This is a genomic window from Pseudomonas sp. FeN3W (assembly GCA_030263805.2).
GTDB classification, from domain to species: domain Bacteria; phylum Pseudomonadota; class Gammaproteobacteria; order Pseudomonadales; family Pseudomonadaceae; genus Stutzerimonas; species Stutzerimonas stutzeri_G.
On the sequence record CP136010.1, the window covers coordinates 1,767,887 to 1,789,829 of the forward strand.

Below are 21,943 nucleotides of genomic sequence, written 5' to 3' on the forward strand. Positions count from 1 at the left end.
TTGTTCAGAGCAACACCACGTCGTACTGTTCCTGGGAGTACATGCTTTCCACCTGGAACTTGATCGAACGACCGATAAAGGCCTCCAGATCGGCGACATTGCCCGACTCCTCGTCGAGCAGACGATCGATCACCTTCTGGTTGGCCAGCACCCGATAACCTTCGGCCTGGTAGGCCCGCGCCTCCCGCAGGATCTCGCGGAAGATCTCGTAGCAGACGGTCTCCGGTGTCTTCAGCTTGCCGCGCCCCTGACAGCACATGCAGGGTTCGCAGAGCACCTGTTCGAGGCTTTCGCGGGTGCGCTTGCGGGTCATCTGCACCAGGCCAAGTTCGGTGATGCCGATGATGTTGGTCTTGGCGTGATCGCGCTCGAGCTGCTTTTCCAGCGTGCGCAGGACCTGGCGACGATGCTCCTCGTCCTCCATGTCGATGAAGTCGATGATGATGATGCCGCCCAGATTGCGCAGCCGGAGCTGGCGTGCGATGGCGGTCGCCGACTCGAGATTGGTCTTGAAGATGGTTTCTTCCAGCGTGCGATGACCGACGAAGGCACCGGTGTTGACGTCGATGGTGGTCATCGCCTCGGCCGGATCGATGATCAGGTAACCGCCGGACTTGAGCATGACCTTGCGCTCCAGCGCCTTCTGGATCTCGTCCTCGACGCCGTAGAGGTCGAAGATCGGCCGCTCGCCCGGATAGTGCTCGAGGCGGTCGCCGAGCTCGGGCATCAGCTCGCCGACGAACTGGGTGACCTTCTGGAAATTCTCCCGCGAATCGATGCGGATCTTCTCGATCCGCGGATTGACCAGATCACGCAGGGTGCGCATGGCCAGGGAGAGGTCTTCGTAGATCACCGTGGGGGCTTCGACGGTCTTGATCTGGCTGGCGATCTGTTCCCACAGACGGCGCAGATAGCGGATATCCATGAGGATCTCGTCGCTGCCGGCCCCTTCTGCCGCAGTACGCAGGATGAAACCACCTGCTTCCTGAATGCCCTCTGCCTCAACGCATTCGGCAACGACCTGCTTGAGCCGCTCGCGCTCGGCTTCATCTTCGATACGCAGGGAAATCCCGACATGGCTGGTGCGCGGCATGTACACCAGGTAGCGCGACGGGATCGACAGCTGCGTGGTCAGGCGCGCGCCCTTGGTGCCGATCGGGTCCTTGGTGACCTGCACGACCAGGCTCTGGCCTTCGTGAACCAGCGCATTGATCGGCTCGACGGCATTACCCTCGCGGGCGGAAATCTCCGATGCATGGATGAACGCGGCGCGATCCAGCCCTATGTCGACGAACGCCGCCTGCATACCCGGCAGCACCCGCACCACCTTGCCTTTGTAGATGTTGCCGACGATGCCGCGGCGCTGGGTACGCTCGACATGCACCTCCTGCAGCACACCGTTCTCCACCACCGCCACCCGCGACTCCATGGGGGTGATGTTCATCAGGATTTCTTCGCTCATTGTTGTTCTCGGCGGTGGCTTGATGTGCAGCGCTAGCTGGTGGTTGAGTCGATTCTAACCGGCCTTCGCACCGGAGCCACAGGCTCTAGCTTGAGCCTTTGGTCCAACGTGAAAGTCCAAAGGCGTCGATCAGCTGCGCCGTTTCACATAACGGCAGGCCAACCACCGCCGAATAGCTGCCCTGCAACTGGCTGACGAACACCGCACCCCAGCCCTGGATGGCATAACCGCCTGCCTTGTCCGCCGGCTCGCCGCTGTCCCAGTAGCGTTCGGCTTCGGCTTCGTCGATGGTACGGAAGGTCACCTCGCTGATGACCACACGCACCTCGCAGGCACTTCGACTGGCCAGCGCTACGGCGGTCATGACCCGGTGCGTACGCCCGGACAACGCCGCCAGCATGGCGAGCCCGTCGGCACGGTCGGCAGGCTTGCCGAGAATATGCTGATCGAGCACCACGCTGGTGTCGGCACCCAGCACGCAGCCTTCGCGATCCCCCAGACCGGCCAGCCCGGCGAGCGCCTTGTCGCGTGCCACGCGCTCGACATACGCCTCGGGCGACTCGGTCGGCGACGGCGTTTCATCGACCGACACGCTGATGAGGGAAAACGGCACGCCGATCTGCGCGAGCAATTCGCGGCGACGGGGTGATGCCGAGGCAAGAAACAGAGCGCCCATGGCAGTTCCTCAGACGGTAAAGCGACAGCGTCGCATATCCGGGGTACGTCGAGGAAGGCGCAGAGGCCCGGCGTAAGAACTACGCCGGGCAGGAATCAGAACTTGAAGTTGACCACCTGATCACCCTTGAGCGACAGCGTGCGCTTCTGGGTAATACCACCGGAGGTGACCTGAATGTCGTAGACGCCGCTGTCCAGCACCAGCGAAACCGGCGTGGCGCCATGCTCCTGGTCGTTGATGCGGACCCGATCGTCGTACTTGTTGCTGCGCACGATCAACGAGTGGGTCTTGCTGTCGCATTGCTCGTAGGGCACATCGAGGATCGCGCACGGCATCATCTTCTTCGCCGTGATGGTCGCCTCGACGTTCATCTGTGCGTTGACGGTGCCGTCCAGGCTCATGCTCGCCTGGGCGAAAGCGGTGCGTGTGCGGTAGCGGTACCAGGCGGTGTCCAGCTCGACATCGGCAACCTGCTCACGGATGTCCTCGGCCAACACACGCTGGTAGTTTTCCTGCACCCATTGCGACATCTGACCATCGTTGCGATGCTCGGCCAGACAGGCCGCGAGGCTCTTGCTGGCGGAACAGCGGAACGAAACCGATTGCTCGAAGCGAACGGTCTTGTCCAGCTTGCGGGCGATGGCCTGAATCTTCCTGCTGTTGCGCTCGCGAACCTCGGCGGCCAGTTGGGTCTTGAGGCGGTCGACGTCACGCGCGGCGAGCGAGAACTTCAGGTGCTGGTTGCCGAGGTCCTTCTCCAGGGCCTCTACGCGTTCGCCGATGGTTTTCTCGGCTTCGGCACCACGCTTGTGCTCGTCCAGCAGCTCATCGAGACGCTTGCGCTCGGCGCTCTGACCGAGGAAGTCGTCGACCTCCAGGCGAATCAGCTTCTTGCTGTTGGCCAGCTGCAACTGCACGGCCGCGAGTTCGCTCTTCTCGGCCCGCAGCGCGTCTTCAAGCTTCTGCTTTTCAAGGAGAATGGCGTCGAGTTCTGCAATCTTGCCGGCCAGTTGCTCGGCGCGAGGCGAATCGGCAGCGGGTGCAGAGGAAGCGGCAACGGTGATGGGCGTGTCGGGAGTCGACAGCTTGGCCAGCTGAGGGGCCTGCGGGGCGCTGTCGGCCTGGGAGTAGCCAGTGCTCATGACCAGCGTCATCAGCAATGCCCCCACCGCGCCGGCTGCCAACACCGCTCGGGCGCCACGAGAGCCTTGCGGCCTGGAAAAAATCGAACTGCCAGCTTCCATACTCATCGCCCGTGCTGTTGTGCTTATCGTCTTCTGAAGCAGAAACCAGTAATGGCGGAACGCCATAGCGGCAGCATGATTTCAGAATTGCCTTGGAGCAGCAAGGCGTAAGCCGTGCCAGACGGCACAATCCCACATGAAACGTCAGATTTTTTCGGACCGATACAGGCGGGCTGCATCGCCAAAGGAAGGCGTCAATAAACAGCGAATCGCTGACGCAATCCCTGCAGCGCGACATACACCCAGGGCCAGAGCAGCGCGCTGACCGGCACAGGCACCAGGAACAGCAGCGTCGGTGGCCGATTGCCGGTCAGCGTATTCAGCCAGAGCTGCACCAACTGGGCGAGGCCGAGTACAACCAACAGCACCATGCTCTGTTGCCACAGCGGAAACATGCGCAGGCGTTGCTGCAGACTCAGCACCAGAAAGGCGATCAGGATCAGCGGCAAGGCGCTCTGGCCGAACAGCGTGCCGGCCAGAACGTCCTGGGCGAGCCCGAAACAGAACGCGGCGCCCAGCCCACCGCGATGCGGCAGAACCAACGACCAGAAGGCGATGACCAGCCCCAGCCACAAGGGTCGCGCGATCTCCGCACTGCCAGGCATGGGCGCGACACTGAGCAGCAGCGCGAACGTCAGACTGAACCAGATGATCCATCCATTGTTCGGCCGCCCGCTGATCATTGCGCCTCCTCAGATACCGCGCCTGGCGACGCAGCGGCGGGCGCCTGTTCTGCAGCGCTTGGCTCAGCCCCCGCCTCGGCTGCAGGTGCGGCTGCCTCCGTGCCTTCGCTAGCGGCTTTCTCATCGGCGTCGGCCTGGGCCTCGGCGGCGTCGGCGGCCCGCTCTTCCGGCGTCCGCGAATCGCTGAATACCAGCATCAGATAGCGGCTGCGATTGAGCATGGCGGTCGGTACCGCCCGTACGATGGCGAACGGCTGGCCGGAGCCATGCACGACCTCGGTCACCTGAGCCACCGGATAACCGCTTGGAAACCGCTGACCGAGCCCGGAACTGACCAGCAGATCCCCCACTTTGACGTCAGCGGTTTCGGCCACATGGCGCAGCTCCAGATAGTCCGGATTACCGGTGCCCACGGCGATCGCACGCAGGCCGTTGCGGTTGACCTGCACCGGGATGCTATGGGTGACATCGGTCAGCAGCAGCACGCGCGCAGCGTACGGCAGCACCTCGACGACCTGACCCATCAGGCCGCTGGCATCGAGCACCGGCTGCCCCATGAAGACGCCGTCCTGCTCGCCCTTGTCGATGAGGATGCGATGGGTGAAGGGGTTCGGGTCGAGTCCGATCAGCTCGGCGACGATGACCTTGTCATCCACCAGCGCCGCCGAGTTGAGCAACTCGCGCAGGCGCACGTTCTGCTCGGTGAGCATCGCCAGCTTCTGCAGACGCCGCTGCATCAGCAGCGCCTCGGCCTTGAGCTTCTCGTTCTCCGCCATCAGGCTGCTGCTGCTGGCGATCTGCTCGGTCGCGCCTCGCCAGATCCGCACCGGCATGTCGGCGACCCAGTAGAACGGCGTCAGCACCAGGCCCATCTGGCTGCGTACCGTCTTCAGCGCGTCGAAGCGTGCATCCACCACCATCAGCACGACACAAAGCACGACGAACACCAGCAGGCGCACACCGAGCAGAGGTCCCTTGGCAAATAGCGGCTTGATTGCGACTACCTCACGAGTAAAAGCTTGAGACTAAACGCGACAAGCCGAAAGCCGGTGCGACCGGATCTTTCGGCTTGTCATGAGCACCGCGGCACCAGGCTCACTCCGTGGACAGCAGGTCCATGGCGTGACGATCCATCATCTCCAGCGCGCGACCACCGCCACGGGCGACGCAGGTCAGCGGCTCCTCGGCGACGATCACCGGCAGACCGGTTTCCTGGGCCAGCAGCTTGTCCAGGTCACGCAGCAACGCGCCACCGCCAGTCAACACCAAGCCGCGCTCGGCGATGTCGGAGGCGAGCTCCGGCGGAGATTGCTCGAGCGCGCTTTTGACCGCTTGAACGATGGTCGCCAGCGATTCCTGCAGGGCTTCGAGCACTTCGTTGGAATTCAGGGTGAAACTGCGCGGCACGCCTTCGGCCAGGTTGCGACCACGGACGTCCACCTCACGCACTTCGCCACCGGGGAAGGCCGTGCCGATTTCCTGCTTGATGCGCTCGGCGGTGGATTCGCCGATCAGGCTGCCATAGTTGCGGCGTACATAGGTCACGATGGATTCGTCGAAACGATCACCGCCGACCCGTACGGATTCGGCGTAGACCACGCCATTGAGGGAGATCAGCGCGATCTCGGTGGTGCCACCACCGATGTCCACGACCATAGAGCCACGCGCTTCGTCGACCGGCAAGCCGGCGCCGATCGCGGCAGCCATCGGTTCCTCGATCAGAAACACTTCGCGGGCTCCGGCACCCAATGCCGACTCACGAATGGCACGGCGCTCGACCTGGGTCGACTTGCAGGGCACGCAGATCAGCACGCGCGGGCTGGGCTGCAGAAAGCTGTTTTCGTGCACTTTGTTGATGAAATACTGCAGCATCTTCTCGCAGACGCTGAAGTCGGCAATCACACCGTCCTTCATCGGACGGATCGCATTGATGTTGCCCGGGGTGCGGCCCAGCATGCGCTTGGCCTCGGTGCCGACGGCGACGACGCTCTTCTGGTTGCCGTGGCTACGAATGGCGACTACAGAGGGTTCGTCGAGAACGATGCCGCGATCGCGCACATAAATAAGGGTATTGGCAGTGCCCAGATCGATCGACAGATCACTGGAAAACATGCCACGCAGTTTCTTGAACATGGGAAAAGGGCCCTGGGGCAAACGCGTGGGGAAAAAAGTGCCGCAAACTCTAACAATGGTGCGAACTTAGGGCAAGGCGCGAGTCCCCTCGCGTAGCGCCATACGTGAGCCACTGCGCGTCAGGCCGCAACATGCAAGCCAATCCCCCCACCAGGCGAGGTACCGCGGCCACGCTACCGATAACCGCCTCGGGCATGTAACATTGGCGGCTTTTCCGGGCCCGAAAGCCCATGGCCGCGGCGCTTCACGTGCCGCCTCGCGCCCCCGTCGAGTCGACGGAAGGTGCTGTCCCGATTCGCTTTCCGCTGGAGATACCCGATGGCGCTTGAACGCACCGAGGTGGAAAAGATCGCTCATCTGGCCCGCCTGGGCCTGTCTGAAGCCGACCTGCCACGCACCACCGAGACCCTCAACAATATCCTCGGCCTGATCGACCGCATGCAGGCGGTCGACACCACGGGTATCGAGCCGCTGGCCCACCCGCTGGAAACCACCCAGCGCCTGCGTACCGATGCAGTCACCGAGAGCAACCAGCGTGATGCCTACCAGGCCATCGCACCCGCCGTGGAAGAAGGCCTCTACCTGGTTCCGCGAGTGATCGAGTGATGAAGGACTCCGACATGCACAACCTGACGCTTGCCGAGATCGCCCGCAACCTTGCCGAGAAGCACTTCTCCGCCGAGGAATTGACGCGCAACCTGCTGGCCCGCATCGAGCAGCTCGACCCGCAGCTCAACGCCTTTATCAGCGTTACCGACGAACTCGCCATGGCGCAGGCCAAGGCCGCCGATGCGCGTCGTGCCGCCGGCGAGAACGGCGCCCTGCTCGGCGCACCGATCGGCCACAAGGACCTGTTCTGCACCCAGGGCATCCGCACCAGCTGCGGCTCGAAGATTCTCGACAACTTCAAGGCCCCGTATGACGCCACCGTGGTGGAACGGCTCGCAGCCGCCGGTACGGTCACGCTCGGCAAGCTGAACATGGACGAATTCGCCATGGGCTCGGCCAACGAGTCGAGCTATTACGGCGCGGTGAAGAACCCCTGGGACCTGACCCGTGTACCGGGCGGCTCCTCCGGCGGCTCCGCCGCAGCCATCGCCGCACGACTGTTGCCTGCCGCGACCGGCACCGACACCGGCGGCTCGATCCGCCAGCCGGCTGCGCTGACCAACCTCACCGGCCTCAAGCCGACCTACGGCCGCGTGTCGCGCTGGGGCATGGTGGCCTACGCATCGAGTCTCGATCAGGGCGGCCCCATGGCTCGCACCGCCGAAGACTGCGCGCTGCTGCTGTCGGCAATGGCCGGCTTCGATGCCAAGGACTCCACCAGCGTCGACCAGCCACTGGACGACTACCTCGCCGCGCTGAGCCAGCCGCTCGCCGGCCTGCGCATCGGTCTGCCGAAGGAGTACTTCGGCGCCGGTCTCGATCCGAAGATCGCTGACGCCGTGATGGCATCCGTCGAGGAGCTGAAGAAGCTCGGCGCCACGGTCATGGACATCAGCCTGCCGAACATGCAGCACGCGATTCCTTCCTATTACGTGATCGCACCAGCCGAGGCCTCTTCCAATCTCTCGCGTTTCGATGGCGTGCGCTTCGGCTATCGCTGCGAAAACCCGGCCGACCTTACCGACCTCTACAAGCGCTCGCGCGCCGAAGGCTTCGGTGACGAGGTCAAGCGGCGCATCATGGTCGGCACCTATGCGCTGTCGGCCGGTTACTACGATGCCTACTACCTGAAGGCGCAAAAGATCCGTCGCCTGATCAAGCAGGACTTCGTCGCGGCCTTCGAGCAGGTCGACGTGATCCTCGGCCCGACCACGCCGAACCTGGCCTGGAAGCTGGGCGAGAAAAACGCCGATCCGGTTTCTGCCTACCTGGAAGACATCTACACCATCACCGCCAACCTGGCGGGCATCCCGGGCCTGTCGATGCCGGCCGGCTTCATCGATGGCCTGCCGGTGGGGGTACAACTGTTGGCGCCGTACTTCCAGGAAGCGCGCCTGCTCAATGTGGCGCACCAGTATCAACAAGTCACCGATTGGCACATGCGCGCCCCGGCCGGATTCTGAGGAGATTGAAGATGCAATGGGAAACCGTGATCGGGCTGGAGATTCACGCACAGCTCGCGACCCAGTCGAAGATCTTTTCCGGTAGCGCCACCACTTTCGGTGCCGAGCCCAACACCCAGGCCAGCCTCGTCGATCTGGGCATGCCCGGCACCCTGCCGGTACTCAATGCCGAAGCCGTGCGCATGGCGTGCAAGTTCGGCCTGGCAATCGACGCCGAGATCGCGCCGAAGAACGTCTTCGCCCGCAAGAACTACTTCTATCCTGACCTTCCAAAGGGCTACCAGACCAGCCAGATGGACCATCCCATCGTCGGCAAGGGCCATCTGGACATCACCCTGGAAGATGGCAGCACCCGGCGCATCGGTATCACCCGCGCACACCTGGAAGAGGACGCCGGCAAGAGCCTGCACGAAGACTTCCACGGCATGAGCGGTATCGACCTGAACCGCGCCGGCACCCCGCTGCTGGAGATCGTCTCCGAGCCGGACATCCGTTCGGCCAAGGAAGCGGTCGCCTACGTCAAGGCGATCCACGCGCTGGTGCGCTACCTCGGCATCTGCGACGGCAACATGGCCGAAGGCTCGCTGCGCTGCGACTGCAACGTCTCGGTGCGGCCCAAGGGCCAGGCCGAGTTCGGCACCCGCGCCGAGATCAAGAACGTCAACTCCTTCCGCTTCATCGAGAAGGCGATCAACCACGAAGTGCAGCGGCAGATCGAGCTGATCGAGGACGGCGGCAAGGTGGTGCAGGAAACCCGCCTGTACGACCCTAACAAGGACGAGACGCGCTCCATGCGCAGCAAGGAAGAAGCCAACGACTATCGCTACTTCCCCTGCCCCGACCTGCTGCCGGTGGTGATCGAGCAGAGCTTTCTCGACGAAGTGCGCGCCAGCCTGCCGGAGCTGCCGGTGCAGAAGCGCGAACGCTTCGAGCGCGAGTTCGGCCTGTCGGCCTATGACGCCAGCGTGCTGGCCGCCAGCCGCGAGCTGGCCGACTACTTCGAGCAGGTCCAGCAGGCCTGCGGCGACGCCAAGCTGGCCGCCAACTGGGTGATGGGCGAGCTGTCCAGCCTGCTCAACAAGGAAGGCCTGGAGATCGAGCAGTCACCGGTTTCCGCCGAGCAACTGGGCGGCATGATCCTGCGCATCAAGGACGACACCATCAGCGGCAAGATCGCCAAGATGGTCTTCGAGGCCATGGCCGCCGGTGAAGGCTCGGCTGACCAGATCATCGAGAAGAAAGGCCTCAAGCAGGTTACCGACTCCGGCGCCATCGAGGCGATGCTCGACGAAGTGCTGGCGGCCAATGCCGAGCAGGTCGAGCAGTACCGCGCCAGCGACGAAGCCAAGCGCGGCAAGATGTTCGGCTTCTTCGTCGGCCAGGCGATGAAGGCTTCCAAGGGCAAGGCCAACCCTGGCCAGGTGAACCAACTGCTGAAGAAGAAACTCGAAGGCTAAGCTGAGCGATGGCCCTGCGCGGTTGCCCCAGCTGCAACCGCGGACATCGCTGCACCACCGCTCCCGGCATCGCCACAACGTCACGACACCTGCCGCGGGCCATCGCCGACTCAGCGATCGACCCAACGGAAGGATTGTTCATGCGCCTGACACGCTTCACCGCCCTGCTGTTGCTGGCCTTGCTGGCCAGCGGCTGCGCAGATCGCCAGCCGGCTCAACCCACCAAGGCACCACCCGCCACGCATGATCGCTTCAGCCAGAGCGGCAAGGCCTCCTATTACGCGCGGATGCACCACGGCCAACGCACCGCCAACGGCGAAACCCATGATCAGAACGCACTGGTCGCCGCCCATCGCAGTCTGCCCTTCGGCACGCGGGTGCGGGTAACCAACGAGCAGAACGGCAAGCAGGTGGTGGTACGCATCAACGATCGCGGCCCCTTTCGCCGCGGCCGCATCATCGACCTTTCTCGCGCGGCGGCGGCACAACTGGACATGCTCGAGAGCGGTGTGATCCGCGTACGTATCGAAACCCTTCCATGAAGAAAAGGCACCTATAGTGATGTCACAGAGCACAGACCGCGATACCGCAGCCAAGGGAGCGCCCGCATGTCGCTGATTACCTTTGCCTACCTCATCGGCGGCCTGGTGTTGCTCGTCGTCGGCGCCGAAGCGCTGGTACGCGGTGCCGCCAAACTGGCCAGCCGTTTCGGCATTCCACCCCTGATCATCGGACTGACCGTAGTGGCCTTCGGCACCAGCGCACCGGAAACAGCCGTCAGCGTACAGGCATCGCTGAATGGCAGCGGTGACATCGCGGTAGGCAATGTGATCGGCAGCAACATCGCCAATATCCTGCTGATTCTCGGCGTTTCCGCAGTGATCGCACCGCTGGTGGTATCCCGGCAGCTGATCCGCCTCGACGTGCCGGTGATGATCGGCGCCGGGCTGCTCTGCTATGGACTGGCCTGGAACGGTAGCATCAGCCGACTGGACGGTATCCTGCTGCTCGTTGCCCTGATTGGCTACACGCTGTTTCTGGTAGTCGCCAGCAAGCGGGACAAACCGGGACCTGGCGTCGATGAATTCGACACGGAGTTCGGTCCGGACACCGGCGACAAGCCCTATGCCTGGGTGCTCCAGCTGTTGCTGATCCTGCTCGGTCTGGGGCTGCTGGTGGGCGGCTCGAATCTGCTGATCGAAGGTGCCGTGGGCCTGGCCCGTGCGCTCGGTCTTTCCGAACTGGTCATCGGCCTGACGGTGGTCGCGGTCGGCACCTCGATGCCGGAGCTGGCGACCTCGGTGCTGGCGGTCATCAAGGGTGAACGCGACATTGCCGTCGGCAATGTGGTGGGTAGCTGCATCTTCAATCTGCTGCTGGTGCTCGGGGCCGGCGCCGCGGTGGCTGCGGACGGCCTGTCCATTTCACCCAACGCCCAGTCCTTCGACTTCCCGGTAATGCTGGCCGTGTTCGTCGCCTGCCTGCCGATTTTCTTTTCCGGGTATTGCATCCGCCGCTGGGAAGGGCTGATGTTTTTCGCCTATTACCTGGCCTACACCCTGTATCTGGTGATGTTCGCCACCGGCCTGGGCGCCATCGAGCTGCTGCGCGACGCGATGCTCTGGTTCGCGTTCCCCTTGACGGCCGTCACGCTTTTGGTGATCTTCCTGCGCGCCTGGCAACACCAGCGCTGAATCACCCTCTTTTATCTGGATTTTTTGCGGAGCACCCCATCGTGACCCTGATGACCTTTGTCTACCTCGTAGCCGGCTTGGTGCTGCTCGTCGCCGGCGCGGAGGTCCTGGTGCGAGGTGCAGCCAAACTCGCCGCCCAGTTCGGCATTTCCCCGCTGGTCATCGGTCTCACCGTGGTCGCTTTCGGTACAAGCGCGCCAGAAACGGCCGTCAGCGTGCAAGCTTCACTCAACGGTAGCGGCGACATTGCAATCGGCAACGTGGTGGGCAGCAACATCGCCAACGTGCTGCTGATCCTCGGCATGACCGCGCTGGTCGCCCCGCTGGTGGTGTCGCGCCAATTGATCCGCCTGGACGTGCCGATCATGATCGGTGCCAGCCTGGTGACTTTCGGCCTTGCCTGGGACGGCGAACTCAGCCGTATCGACGGCGCGCTGCTGTTCACCGCGGTAGTGGCTTACACGCTGTTCCTGATCATCAGCAGCCGCCGGGAAAAAGCTGCGGAAGTCGACGACGAGTTTGCCAAGGAGTTCGGTTTGGACGAGCCGGCCAAGCCGCATGCAGGGCTGATCAACGCTGGCCTCGTGATCGCAGGTCTGGTGTTGCTGGTAGTGGGTTCCAACTTCCTAGTCGAGGGTGCCGTGGCCCTGGCCCGGGCGCTCGGCCTGTCGGAGCTGGTCATCGGCTTGACGGTAATTGCCATCGGTACTTCGCTGCCGGAACTGGCCACCTCGATCATGGCGGCCTTCCGCGGCGAGCGTGATATCGCCGTCGGCAACATCGTCGGCAGCAACATCTTCAATCTGCTCTGCGTACTGGGCCTGGCCTCGCTGGTGTCGCCGCAAGCGATCGGCGTGTCGTCCAACGCGCTGGCCTTCGATTTCCCGGTGATGATCGCCGTAGCGGTGGCCTGCCTGCCGATCTTCTTCGCCGGCTACTGCATCAAGCGTTGGGAAGGCGCGCTGTTCCTCGCCTATTACGTGGCGTACACCCTGTACCTGGTGCTGACCAGCACCGGCCGCCCGTTCGCGGAAACCTTTGGCGATGCCATGCTGGGCTACGCGCTGCCGTTGACCGCGATCACGCTGCTGGTCATCGCCGGCCGCGCCTGGAAAACCCAGCGCTGATAAGAAAGGTGAGCCACAGGTGGGCCTGAGCGGCCCGCCTTCACTTAGCCCTCACGCATCTGAGGCCGGGGAAGCTCGAACACCTGGGCACTCTCCTCTTCGTCCCCCATGCGGTTGAGGGTGCCGTCGACCACCGCGCCGTTCTCCATGCTCAACTGGCGATAGCGGATGTTCCCGCGCACGCGTGCATTGGAATGCAGCTCGAGCAGATGCTCCACCACCAGATCACCGACGATGGTGCCGTCGATCAGCGCATCGTAACTGCTCACGTTGCCCTCGATCCGTCCCTCGGCACTCAGCGCCAGCAGGCTATGGGTACCCGGCTTGTGGCAGACATCGCCTCGCACTTCGCCGCTGACCTTCAATCCTTCCTCGAAGGTCACGTCCCCGACCAGGGACAGATTGCCGGAGATCAGGCTGGAAAATTGATCGATGGTGACGCGTGGTGCCGGCTTTTTCTTGTGAAACATCGTCTACTCCCAAAAAGGTTAACGGGCCTTCTTCTGCTGACGGAAGAAAGCCAGATCGGTCTGCAGTCGCTCGACCTGCGCAGAGAGGGTGGCTATTCGCCTTAGCAATTGCTCTTCGGTGGCCTGGATTTCCTTGCGCTTCAAGCGGCTCTGCCCCAGTGCGGTCCTGAGTGCCTGGCTGTCCTGCGTCAGCGCCTCGAGCTGCCGCGCATGAGCTGCGTGCTCGTGGTTGCGCAGGAACAGCAGCGCGCCGATCACGCAGAGCAGTGCAAAGATGAGCCAACGACCGCTACGCACGCTACGCGCAGCCTGCAGTCGGTGCTCAGCGCGTAGCAGCTCGCGGGTGGAGGGGCGTTTAGTCCTCAGCCAGGCCATCGCTGTCACGCTCCAGATCACCCAGGGCCAGGAAACGCTGCGGGTCGACGAAGCGGCCCTTGTGCAGCACCTCGAAATGCAGATGAGGACCAGTGGATCGGCCTGTCGAGCCCACCGCACCGATACGCTGTGCCGGCGTGACGACCTCGCCCTGGCGTACATCCAGCCGAGACAGGTGGGCATAGCGCGTGACCAGGCGATTGCCATGGTCGATCTCCACCAGCTTGCCGTAGGCGCCTCGGTAGCCGGCGAAGCGCACCCGACCTCCCGCCGCAGCGACCACGTCGGAGCCGCTGCGCAAGGCGAAGTCCACCCCGGAATGGAACGCCAGCTTCTTGCGGAAAGGGTCGACGCGATTGCCGAATGCCGAACCCAGCCGCGCCTCGCCAACCGGTCGCCGTGACGGAATCGCCATGAGCGCCGCGTTTCGCTCGGCGACCTGCTGCATCAGCCCATCCAGCATCACCCGCATGCAGAGCGCCGAGGCCTCGCTGCGCTGCAGGTGAGCAAGGCTCAGCCGCTCGGCATCGACCAGCAGTTCCCCCGAACAGCCCCGAGGCGGCAACAGCGCGCCGCCCTGCCCTGTACCGTCCGTGCCCGCAGTACGCTCCGGCACCAGCACGGGCAGCAGCGTCGGGTCCAGCGCCGACAGCTGGCCATGCAAAACACGCTGTTGATCCATCATCTGCTGCAGGGCGAGCAGGTCGGATTCGAGCGTTTTCAACCGGCCGACCACCTCGCCTACGCGGGCAATGGCAAAGCGGTCCTCATCCTCGACAGGTACATCACCCTGATGCGTGGCCAGGTTCGGCGTGTGCAGATCGCTGCCAAGCCAGACACCGCCGGCAAAGCTTCCCAGATTCAGCACCAGCAACAGCGCAAAACCCGGAACCGCAAGGCGCCGCAGATTCACCACGCGTATGTCGTCACGCGTCAGCGAGCGGCTCGAAGGTGTGAAAAATGCCATGAAAGATTCCCTAGAACACGGAGCGGCTGCCTCGCCAGGCAAGCCGTTGAACGTCCAGGGCAATTTGGCGCAAACGCACTTTTTTTTCTGAGGCCTGATGACCATCGCGCCGCGATTCTTAAGCCGAGAACCGCATTGGCGACGAACGGCTCGGCGAATCGCTGCCAGACGCTGGACTAGATCCAGCCCAGCCAGCCCAGCAGAAACAGTCCGGCGTTGATGCTCAGCGCCGCCATCAGCGTCGTGATGACGATGATCGTCGCGGCCAGCTGATGGTTGGAGTTGACTGCACGCGCCATAACGAAACTCGCCGCCGCCGTCGGGCTGGCAAAGTAGAGAAACAGGATACCCAGCTCTGCATCGCGAAAGCCGTAGGTCCAGGCGCCCAGAGTGGCGAGAGCCGGCAGCCAGACCATTTTCATCAGGCTCGAACTGAGCGCACTGCCGCTGCTCTTGCGCAACGCATCCAGTGACAGCGTGGCGCCGATGCAGATGAGCGCCAGTGGCAAGGTCATCTGCGCAAAGTACTGACCGGAGGTCATCAGCCAGCCCGGCAAGGCAATCTGCCAATAGGCGAACGGCACGGCCGCGACCACACCGATGATCAGCGGGTTGCGCAGAATGCTGAGCAGTATGTCCTTCGGGCCGACCTGCCCATCCGGGCTGTAGATGGCCAGCACCATCGCCGAGAGACTGTTGTAGACCAGAATCACCACCCCGGCGAGCACACCGCCGACCGACAGGCCGTAGTCACCATAGAGGCTGCTGGCCAATGCCAGGCCAACGATACCGTTGTTGCCACGAAAAGCGCCCTGCACGTACACGCCGCGATCGGACGCCGGGCAACGCCACAAGGCCCAGACCCAGGCCACGGTGAATGTCGCAATTGTGGCGAGCACGAAATAGAGCAGCAGTGCCGGCTGCAGCGCCGCTGTCAGATCGGCCTTGATGATGGAGATGAACAGCAGCGTCGGCATGGTGCCCCTGAACACCAGCGCCGAAGCCGTATACACGAACGCAGCGTCGATCCAGCCGAGGCGCTTGAGCGCGACACCGAGAAACAACATGGCAAACACCGGCGCAGTGACGCTCAGGGTTTGCAGTACGAGGGGGAGCATGGAAGACGCCTGCAACTACAAAGCTCGCAAGCATAAAGCATGCGTTACGCGAGGGCTCGGGCGTCGTGTGATGACAACGCCGCCCCCGCGAGACGATGACGCCGGTTAGCGTCGCACCGGACGTTTCTGTAGCTTGCGCTGCAAGGTCCGTCGATGCATGCCCAGGGCACGGGCGGTAGCGGAGATATTGCCGTCGTGCTCACTGAGCACCCGCTGGATATGCTCCCACTGCAGGCGATCGACCGACATGGGATTTTCCGGCACCAGGCTGTCGAGATCGGCATGCTGCGACAACAATGCCGCCAGCACGTCGTCGGCATCGGCAGGCTTGCACAGGTAATTGCAGGCGCCGCGCTTGATCGCTTCCACCGCTGTGGCGATGCTCGAGTAACCGGTCAGGATCAACACCCGCATCTCGGGGTCCAGCTCGAGCAACTTGGGCAGCAGCACCAGGCCCGAATCGCCTTCCATCTTAAGGTCGAGCACTGCGTAGTCAGGAATATCCTGCTTGGCCAGGGCCAGGCCCTCCTCGGCAGAACCAGCAATGCTGACCTGCAGGCCCCGGCGACTCATGGCGCGCGCCATTACCCGGGTGAACGTCGGATCGTCATCCACCAACAGCAGGTGAGGTTGTTCTTCACCCTCTTGCTGCAACTCGTCGGTCATCTGTGCATTCCTCGCATTGGTCACGATCAGGATCAGGCGCGTACCGAACCATGCGGTAGGCGCAGTTCGGTCAGTGTGCCACCTTCTTCGTGATTGTAGAGCTTCACCGTGCCGCCGGCGCGCGTGACGCTGGCCTGACTGAGAAACAGACCAAGGCCGAAACCCTTGCCCTTGGTCGTGATGAAGGGTCTGCCGATCTGCTCGGCGATGGCCAGCGGAACACCGGCGCCGTGGTCACGGATGGTCAGCTTGATCCACTGCGGATCCCAGTCCAGGCGTATTTCCAGATCCTCGGGACTGGCATCGGTGGCGTTGTTCAACAGGTTGAGCAGCGACTGGCTGAGGTCAGCCGGCGGCATCAGCTTCGGCGCACTGCCAAGGCCGACGCACTGGAAGCGAAATGTTGCCTCTGGACGCATCAGGTGCCAGCGCTGCAGGACCGAGTCGACCCATTCGCGTGCGGTCTGCTCGACGACCGCCTGGCGCCTGTCCGCCTCTGCGGCGCGGACCAGCTGACGCAGGCTCTCCTTGCAGAGCTGGACTTGCGACTGCAGCAGGCCGAGATCCTCGCTCAGCTGCGGGTCCTTGTATTCCTGGCGCAACTCCTTGAGCAGCACGCTCATGGTTGCCAGCGGCGTGCCCAGTTCATGAGCGGCGCCAGCGGCCTGGGTGGCCACGGCGAGCAGTTGCTGGTCACGCATGCTCTCCTCGCGGCGCTGGGCCTGCTGCTGTTCCTGTCGGCGCAGCTGTTCGGCCATGCGCGCGACGAAGAAAGTGATCAGCGCGGCCGCCAGCGCGAAACTCAGCCACATGCCGTAAACCTGCAGCGTCGCCCGCTCGAAGGGTGGCAGGGTGAGCGGGTCGTACCAGACCAGCATCAGCGTGTAACCCAGCAGCGCCAGGCCGGAAAGCACGATGGAATAAAGCCACGGCAGGGTTGCCGCAGCGATGGTCAGCGGCACCAGGTAGTAGGACACGAACGGATTGGTCGAGCCGCCGGAGTAGTACAGCAGCGCGCTGTGGATCATCAGGTCGCAGCCCAGATGCACGGCGTATTCCAGCTCGGTGACGGGCCACGGGCCGCGCAAACGCAGTGCCGTACCCAGACAGAGCACCGCCGACACGGCCAGCGTGATGCCCAGCGCCAGCCAAGGCAGCGTCAGCATCTGCGTCGCGTAAGCCACGCCCACGGCGCCGGACTGTGCAGCCAGCACCACGATGCGAATAAGGGTCAGAAGCCGAAGGTTCTGCCGGCTGGCAGATAGCAGCGGGACGGATGTGTACATGGAGTCTCCAGGAATTCGGCGGAGTATAACTAAGCCGTCTGGCGGCCAAACCGAAATGCGGCAACTCGACGCACGGGCAGCTGCATACATTCACTGGCGCAGGTAGAGTCTTGCGCTATCGCACCGGCCGGTGCACATGCCCAAGGATCCGTTATGCAGCCAACTCTCTTCCGCAGCGCAGCCCTCATGGCGCTGATCACCAGCCTCGTCAGCCTGCCCGCCATGGCCGAGGAACCACGCTACAACCAGGTCGCCCTGCGCGCCGAGGTCAGCAGCGAAGTGGCCCATGACCGCATGCACGTCACGCTCTACAGCGAAGCACAACACAACGACCCCGCCCAGCTCGCGGCAGAGACCACCCGCGCGCTGAACCAGGCGCTGCAGACCGCTCGGCAGAGCAAGGATGTGATCGTCAGCCAGGGCAGCCGCAACAGCTATCCAGTCTATGACGACAAGGGCCAGCAGATCTCCGGTTGGCGGGAGCATGCCGAACTGCGCCTGGAGAGCGGCAACTTTGCCAGCCTGTCGAAGCTGACCGCCGAGCTGATGAAGAGCCTGAAGATGAGCAGCATGCACTTCAGTGTCTCCGACCCGATCCGCAAGCAGAACGAGGATGCCCTGCTCAAGGAGGCGGTCGCCGCGTTCCAGGCGCGCGCCCAACTCGCGACCGAGGCGCTCGGCGGCAGCGGTTACAAGCTGGTGAGCCTCAACCTCAACGGCGGCGGATTTCAACCTGTCATGCGCAGCAGCGCGATGAAGATGGACATGATGGAATCGGCACCCATCCCCGAAATCGAAGCGGGCACTCGCCAGGTCACGATCAACGCCGACGGCGTCATCGAAGTTCAGATGCCGTGACCGAAACTGACCGTTCGGACCACTTCTAAATATTCGCTTACAAATACCCAGCCCGCGCTGTGCAAGGGCTGGCAACCGATTTGACGACCCAGATGAGAAACTAATGCAGTAAATTCTAAATTCTCGTTTACGAATGATTATCATGCGAGCGCCAACGAGACGGCTACAAGGAGCCCGCATGTCTATCCCCTTCGCACGTACCGCCCTGTTCTGCGCCATGATCGGCTGCAGCTGGACGGCTCTCGCCCAGAACGCGCCTGTCACGCTCAACGACACGGTCGTCAGCGCCTCCGGCTTCGAACAGAAGATCACCGAAGCACCGGCCAGCATCAGCGTCATCAGCCGTGAAGACCTGCAGCAGAAGCGCTACAACAACCTGGCGCAGGCCCTGGGTGACGTGGAAGGCATCGACATCGGCCAGGGCACCGGCAAGACCGGCGGGCTCAACATCAGCATTCGCGGCATGCCCAGCCAGTACACCCTGATCCTCATCGACGGCCGTCGACAGAACGCCGCAGGCAATGTCACGCCAAACGGCTTCAACGAAACTTCCACCAGCTTCATGCCGCCGCTGTCGGCCATCGAGCGCATCGAAGTGATCCGTGGCCCGATGTCGACGCTCTACGGCTCCGACGCCATGGGCGGGGTAATCAACATCATCACCCGCAAGGTCGGCAAGGAGTGGACCGGCTCGCTGACACAGGATTACACCTACCAGCAAGATCGCGACTTCGGCGACACCCGCAACACTAGTGTCTACGCCAGTGGTCCGCTGGTCGACGGCCTACTCGGTCTGCAGGTCCGCGGCAGCCTGTTCGATCGCCAGGAGTCGGATCTGAGTTACGGCAATGGCATTGATGTCAGCAAGCGCGGCCCCTCGCCCGTCGATGGCCGCAACCAGAACATCGGCGCCCGCCTGGCCCTGACCCCGCACCAGGACCACGACTTCGCGCTGGATATCGAGCGTGGACGGCAGGCATACAACAACGACGAATGCCAACTCGGCACCCTCGATGGCTTGAACAGGGCTTGTACCGCACCGGACACCGCCGCGAACGGCTATGACGACGAGCTTCGCTTCGAGCGCGAACAGATCGCCCTCACCCACACCGGTCGCCTCGGCTTCGGCACGCTGGATTCCAGCCTGATGCACAACACCACCGAAACCATCGGCCGAACCATTCCCGGCACCATCGGCGCGCCGACCGCCGTGCCCGGCGCGGTCGGCGGGGACGATCGCGAGCTGGAGACCACCAATCTGGTCTTCGATACCAAACTCGTTGCCCCCATCGGCGACTCACACGTCGCCACCGTAGGCGGCCAATGGTGGAAAGCCGAAATGACCGATGGCATCGCCCAGACGGAATTCGAGCAGAAGACCTGGGCACTGTTTGCCGAAGATGAGTGGCGCCTGCGCGATGATCTGGCCCTGACCCTGGGCGCCCGCTATGACGACCACGAGTCCTTTGGTGGACATGTCAGCCCACGGGCTTACCTGGTCTGGAACACCACCGACAACTGGACCCTCAAGGGTGGTATCAGCAAGGGCTACAAGACGCCGGACCTGAACGACCTGCACGGCGGCATCAATGGCGTAACCGGCCAGGGCACCATCATCACCATCGGCAACCCCGACCTGGACCCCGAAACGACCACCAGTACCGAGATCGGTGCCTATTTCGACAGCCTGACCGGCTTCAGCGCCAACGCCACGCTGTTCCACAACAAGTTCAAGGACAAGATCGCCAGCGGCGACCCGATCACCGATCCACTGTGCGCAGGCAACAACAACGGCACCTGCTCGCAGCAGATCAACGTCGACGAAGCGGTGACCCGTGGCCTGGAGCTGGCTGGCAGCTGGCAGTTCGCACCAGCCTGGAAACTGAGCGCCAACTACACCTACACCGACAGCGAGCAGAAGAGTGGCGATAACCAGGGAGAGCCGCTGACCAACACGCCCGAACACCTGGCCAACGCCAAACTCGACTGGCAGACCACCGACCGCCTGGGCCTGTGGCTGAAGAGCGAGTACCGCGGTGAGCGCGCGCGCTTCACCTCCAGCTACGAGAATCTCGCTAACGCCAACGGCAGCTACTCCACCAGCCAGTCGATCTACGACACGCTGGGCAAGAACGCCAAGGCATACACACTGTTTCACCTGGGCGGGTCGTATCGGGCTACGGAGAACCTGACGCTCAACGCGACGATCTACAACCTCTTCGACAAGGACTTCGTCGACGGCAAGGCCTACACCACCTACTCCAATGGCGGGAGCGCAAACGGCACGGCCTACGGCACCGACTACAGCCACTCCGGCGCCGCCACCACCGGTATCGTGGAAGAAGGCCGCCGCCTGTGGCTGTCAGCCAACCTGACCTTCTGACCTGAAGGCGACACAACAGAGCCGGGATCATCCCGGCTCTGTTGTTTCTCGCCCATACGGATCATGAAAAACGCGAATGTATGCTGTTTGTAAATCTTTAGCATCGCCGCGTCAGTCGCCATAGAATTCGCCCACCCTCCCATACGCCAAGGACCACCATGCATATCTGGCTCGGCACTCTGCGCCAATGGCACTGGATCAGCTCCGCGCTGTGCCTGGTCGGCATGCTGCTGTTTGCGGTCACCGGCATCACGCTGAACCACGCCGGGCAGATCGAGAGCAAACCGCTGGTGGAAACCCGCGAAGGGCAGCTGCCCGAGCGGCTGCTCAACAGTCTGCAGGCCGAAACTCCGGAGGACGGTCTGCCAGCTGACCTGCAGCGATGGCTGGAACAGACCCTGGGCGTGCAGCTGGCCGGTCGCGAAGCCGAGTGGAGCGATGGCGAACTCTACGTCGCCCTGCCCCGTCCTGGCGGCGATGCCTGGCTGAGTCTGAGCCTGGAAAGCGGCGAGCTGGAATACGAGTCGACCGATCGCGGCTGGATCGCCTACTTCAACGACCTGCACAAGGGCCGTCACAGCGGCGAAGCCTGGAGCTGGTTCATCGATCTGTTCGCCGTTGCCTGTGTGGTGTTCAGCCTCACCGGCCTGCTGCTCCTGCAACGCCGTGCCGGCAATCGCCCCGGCACCTGGCCACTGGTTGGCCTGGGGCTGGTGATTCCGCTGCTACTGGCGCTGCTCTTCATTCATTAAGGACTGCTCATGCGTAAACGCCTGTTGTTCCCCCTCGCCCTGCTTAGCACCCCGCTATACGCGGCGGACCTGCAGCTGGACGTGGAAATCCCCCGCCTGGATGTCGCCGAGTACCACCGCCCCTATGTCGCCATCTGGCTCGAGCGCCCGGACCAGAGCCACGTTGCCAATCTGGCGGTGTGGTACGACACCAAGCTCAAGGACAAGGAAGGTGAAAAGTGGCTCAAGGATCTGCGCCAGTGGTGGCGCCGGAGCGGCCGCAGTCTGGAAATGCCGGTTGATGGCGTCAGCGGCGCCACCCGTGCCGTGGGCAGCCACAGCCTGAAGTTTTCTGACAAGCAGGCGCCGTTCAAAACGCTGGAGGCCGGCGAGTACCGCGTGGTGGTCGAAGCGGCCCGCGAGGTCGGCGGCCGCGAGCTGCTGCGCGTCCCATTCAGCTGGCCGCCCCAACAGAACGCCGAACATCAAGCCCAGGGCAAGAGTGAGCTGGGCGCCATCAATCTCACGCTGACCCCATGAA

At 63.3% G+C, this 21,943-nt stretch carries 22 protein-coding genes; 10 read left to right on the top strand and 12 right to left on the bottom strand.

Annotated features, from left to right (window positions below):
- Positions 1-4 precede the first annotated feature (4 nt).
- The 6 genes from rng to mreB form a co-directional block, all read right to left on the bottom strand.
- A complete protein-coding gene (gene rng, locus P5704_008420) occupies positions 5-1,462 on the bottom strand; it encodes a ribonuclease G (GenBank protein ID WOF80484.1) in 1,458 nt (485 codons plus the stop codon).
- An 85-nt stretch (positions 1,463-1,547) separates the two neighbouring features.
- The gene (locus P5704_008425) at positions 1,548-2,138 is read right to left on the bottom strand and encodes a Maf family protein (protein ID WOF80485.1); all 591 of its coding nucleotides are present in this window, start codon (positions 2,136-2,138) and stop codon (positions 1,548-1,550) included.
- A 95-nt stretch (positions 2,139-2,233) separates the two neighbouring features.
- The gene (locus P5704_008430) at positions 2,234-3,382 is read right to left on the bottom strand and encodes a PEGA domain-containing protein (protein WOF81192.1); all 1,149 of its coding nucleotides are present in this window, start codon (positions 3,380-3,382) and stop codon (positions 2,234-2,236) included.
- A 194-nt stretch (positions 3,383-3,576) separates the two neighbouring features.
- A complete protein-coding gene (mreD, locus tag P5704_008435; GenBank protein WOF80486.1) occupies positions 3,577-4,065 on the bottom strand; it encodes a rod shape-determining protein MreD in 489 nt (162 codons plus the stop codon).
- Positions 4,062-5,033 carry a rod shape-determining protein MreC gene (gene mreC / locus P5704_008440; GenBank protein ID WOF81193.1) on the bottom strand — a complete coding sequence of 324 codons (972 nt, stop codon included), beginning with the start codon at positions 5,031-5,033 and terminating at the stop codon, positions 4,062-4,064. The genes mreD and mreC overlap by 4 nt, the downstream gene beginning before the upstream one ends.
- 127 nt (positions 5,034-5,160) lie before the next feature.
- Complete coding sequence (gene mreB, locus P5704_008445) at positions 5,161-6,198, bottom strand: rod shape-determining protein MreB (GenBank protein ID WOF80487.1); 1,038 nt, start codon at positions 6,196-6,198, stop codon at positions 5,161-5,163.
- A 318-nt stretch (positions 6,199-6,516) separates the two neighbouring features.
- On the opposite strand from mreB, the gene gatC reads away from it, so the two are divergent.
- The 6 genes from gatC (at position 6,517) to P5704_008475 (ending at position 12,548) form a co-directional block, all read left to right on the top strand.
- Positions 6,517-6,804, top strand: a complete 288-nt coding sequence (gene gatC, locus P5704_008450) for an Asp-tRNA(Asn)/Glu-tRNA(Gln) amidotransferase subunit GatC (GenBank protein WOF80488.1) — start codon at positions 6,517-6,519, stop codon at positions 6,802-6,804.
- Between the two features lie 14 nt (positions 6,805-6,818).
- Positions 6,819-8,270, top strand: coding sequence for an Asp-tRNA(Asn)/Glu-tRNA(Gln) amidotransferase subunit GatA (gatA, locus tag P5704_008455; protein ID WOF80489.1), 1,452 nt, complete (start codon positions 6,819-6,821; stop codon positions 8,268-8,270).
- 11 nt (positions 8,271-8,281) lie between these two features.
- Entirely contained in the window at positions 8,282-9,727 is a 1,446-nt protein-coding gene (gene gatB, locus P5704_008460; GenBank protein WOF80490.1) for an Asp-tRNA(Asn)/Glu-tRNA(Gln) amidotransferase subunit GatB, read from the top strand.
- A gap of 140 nt (positions 9,728-9,867) precedes the next feature.
- The gene (locus P5704_008465; GenBank protein WOF80491.1) at positions 9,868-10,269 is read left to right on the top strand and encodes a septal ring lytic transglycosylase RlpA family protein; all 402 of its coding nucleotides are present in this window, start codon (positions 9,868-9,870) and stop codon (positions 10,267-10,269) included.
- Between the two features lie 66 nt (positions 10,270-10,335).
- Positions 10,336-11,421: a calcium/sodium antiporter gene (locus P5704_008470; GenBank protein WOF80492.1), complete on the top strand. Its 1,086-nt coding sequence runs from the start codon at positions 10,336-10,338 to the stop codon at positions 11,419-11,421.
- A gap of 41 nt (positions 11,422-11,462) precedes the next feature.
- Positions 11,463-12,548, top strand: coding sequence for a calcium/sodium antiporter (locus tag P5704_008475; GenBank protein WOF80493.1), 1,086 nt, complete (start codon positions 11,463-11,465; stop codon positions 12,546-12,548).
- A 44-nt stretch (positions 12,549-12,592) separates the two neighbouring features.
- On the opposite strand, the gene P5704_008480 is transcribed toward P5704_008475, so the two are convergent.
- The 6 genes from P5704_008480 to P5704_008505 all read right to left on the bottom strand — a co-directional run bounded on the left by P5704_008480 (position 12,593) and on the right by P5704_008505 (position 17,430).
- Positions 12,593-13,018, bottom strand: a complete 426-nt coding sequence (locus P5704_008480; protein ID WOF80494.1) for a polymer-forming cytoskeletal protein — start codon at positions 13,016-13,018, stop codon at positions 12,593-12,595.
- Positions 13,019-13,036: 18 nt separating this feature from the next.
- A complete protein-coding gene (locus P5704_008485; protein ID WOF80495.1) occupies positions 13,037-13,393 on the bottom strand; it encodes a hypothetical protein in 357 nt (118 codons plus the stop codon).
- Positions 13,374-14,360 carry a M23 family metallopeptidase gene (locus tag P5704_008490; GenBank protein ID WOF80496.1) on the bottom strand — a complete coding sequence of 329 codons (987 nt, stop codon included), beginning with the start codon at positions 14,358-14,360 and terminating at the stop codon, positions 13,374-13,376. Before P5704_008490 ends, P5704_008485 begins: the two co-directional genes overlap by 20 nt.
- A gap of 176 nt (positions 14,361-14,536) precedes the next feature.
- A complete protein-coding gene (locus P5704_008495; protein WOF80497.1) occupies positions 14,537-15,478 on the bottom strand; it encodes an AEC family transporter in 942 nt (313 codons plus the stop codon).
- A gap of 105 nt (positions 15,479-15,583) precedes the next feature.
- Positions 15,584-16,144 (bottom strand): response regulator transcription factor, encoded by a 561-nt coding sequence (locus P5704_008500; GenBank protein ID WOF80498.1) that lies wholly within the window; start codon positions 16,142-16,144, stop codon positions 15,584-15,586.
- Positions 16,145-16,176: 32 nt separating this feature from the next.
- Positions 16,177-17,430 carry an ATP-binding protein gene (locus P5704_008505; protein ID WOF80499.1) on the bottom strand — a complete coding sequence of 418 codons (1,254 nt, stop codon included), beginning with the start codon at positions 17,428-17,430 and terminating at the stop codon, positions 16,177-16,179.
- Between the two features lie 153 nt (positions 17,431-17,583).
- Here P5704_008505 and P5704_008510 point away from each other — a divergent pair, with 153 nt between their 5' ends.
- From P5704_008510 to P5704_008525, 4 genes are all read left to right on the top strand, one after another.
- Positions 17,584-18,288, top strand: coding sequence for an SIMPL domain-containing protein (locus P5704_008510; GenBank protein ID WOF80500.1), 705 nt, complete (start codon positions 17,584-17,586; stop codon positions 18,286-18,288).
- 178 nt (positions 18,289-18,466) lie between these two features.
- Positions 18,467-20,671: a TonB-dependent receptor gene (locus tag P5704_008515; protein WOF80501.1), complete on the top strand. Its 2,205-nt coding sequence runs from the start codon at positions 18,467-18,469 to the stop codon at positions 20,669-20,671.
- A 158-nt stretch (positions 20,672-20,829) separates the two neighbouring features.
- A complete protein-coding gene (locus P5704_008520) occupies positions 20,830-21,423 on the top strand; it encodes a PepSY-associated TM helix domain-containing protein (GenBank protein ID WOF80502.1) in 594 nt (197 codons plus the stop codon).
- A gap of 9 nt (positions 21,424-21,432) precedes the next feature.
- Positions 21,433-21,942, top strand: coding sequence for a DUF2271 domain-containing protein (locus P5704_008525; protein WOF80503.1), 510 nt, complete (start codon positions 21,433-21,435; stop codon positions 21,940-21,942).
- Position 21,943: the final 1 nt, after the last annotated feature.

What these genes read in the sequence shown, in the direction of transcription:
- rng (WOF80484.1), bottom strand. Translation starts at nt 1,462, where the DNA reads ATGAGCGAAGAAATCCTGATGAACATCACCCCCATGGAGTCGCGGGTG.
- P5704_008425 (WOF80485.1), bottom strand. Translation starts at nt 2,138, where the DNA reads ATGGGCGCTCTGTTTCTTGCCTCGGCATCACCCCGTCGCCGCGAATTG.
- P5704_008430 (WOF81192.1), bottom strand. Translation starts at nt 3,382, where the DNA reads ATGGAAGCTGGCAGTTCGATTTTTTCCAGGCCGCAAGGCTCTCGTGGC.
- mreD (WOF80486.1), bottom strand. Translation starts at nt 4,065, where the DNA reads ATGATCAGCGGGCGGCCGAACAATGGATGGATCATCTGGTTCAGTCTG.
- mreB (WOF80487.1), bottom strand. Translation starts at nt 6,198, where the DNA reads ATGTTCAAGAAACTGCGTGGCATGTTTTCCAGTGATCTGTCGATCGAT.
- gatC (WOF80488.1), top strand. Translation starts at nt 6,517, where the DNA reads ATGGCGCTTGAACGCACCGAGGTGGAAAAGATCGCTCATCTGGCCCGC.
- gatA (WOF80489.1), top strand. Translation starts at nt 6,819, where the DNA reads ATGCACAACCTGACGCTTGCCGAGATCGCCCGCAACCTTGCCGAGAAG.
- gatB (WOF80490.1), top strand. Translation starts at nt 8,282, where the DNA reads ATGCAATGGGAAACCGTGATCGGGCTGGAGATTCACGCACAGCTCGCG.
- P5704_008465 (WOF80491.1), top strand. Translation starts at nt 9,868, where the DNA reads ATGCGCCTGACACGCTTCACCGCCCTGCTGTTGCTGGCCTTGCTGGCC.
- P5704_008470 (WOF80492.1), top strand. Translation starts at nt 10,336, where the DNA reads ATGTCGCTGATTACCTTTGCCTACCTCATCGGCGGCCTGGTGTTGCTC.
- P5704_008480 (WOF80494.1), bottom strand. Translation starts at nt 13,018, where the DNA reads ATGTTTCACAAGAAAAAGCCGGCACCACGCGTCACCATCGATCAATTT.
- P5704_008485 (WOF80495.1), bottom strand. Translation starts at nt 13,393, where the DNA reads ATGGCCTGGCTGAGGACTAAACGCCCCTCCACCCGCGAGCTGCTACGC.
- P5704_008490 (WOF80496.1), bottom strand. Translation starts at nt 14,360, where the DNA reads ATGGCATTTTTCACACCTTCGAGCCGCTCGCTGACGCGTGACGACATA.
- P5704_008495 (WOF80497.1), bottom strand. Translation starts at nt 15,478, where the DNA reads ATGCTCCCCCTCGTACTGCAAACCCTGAGCGTCACTGCGCCGGTGTTT.
- P5704_008500 (WOF80498.1), bottom strand. Translation starts at nt 16,144, where the DNA reads ATGACCGACGAGTTGCAGCAAGAGGGTGAAGAACAACCTCACCTGCTG.
- P5704_008505 (WOF80499.1), bottom strand. Translation starts at nt 17,430, where the DNA reads ATGTACACATCCGTCCCGCTGCTATCTGCCAGCCGGCAGAACCTTCGG.
- P5704_008510 (WOF80500.1), top strand. Translation starts at nt 17,584, where the DNA reads ATGCAGCCAACTCTCTTCCGCAGCGCAGCCCTCATGGCGCTGATCACC.
- P5704_008515 (WOF80501.1), top strand. Translation starts at nt 18,467, where the DNA reads ATGTCTATCCCCTTCGCACGTACCGCCCTGTTCTGCGCCATGATCGGC.
- P5704_008520 (WOF80502.1), top strand. Translation starts at nt 20,830, where the DNA reads ATGCATATCTGGCTCGGCACTCTGCGCCAATGGCACTGGATCAGCTCC.
- P5704_008525 (WOF80503.1), top strand. Translation starts at nt 21,433, where the DNA reads ATGCGTAAACGCCTGTTGTTCCCCCTCGCCCTGCTTAGCACCCCGCTA.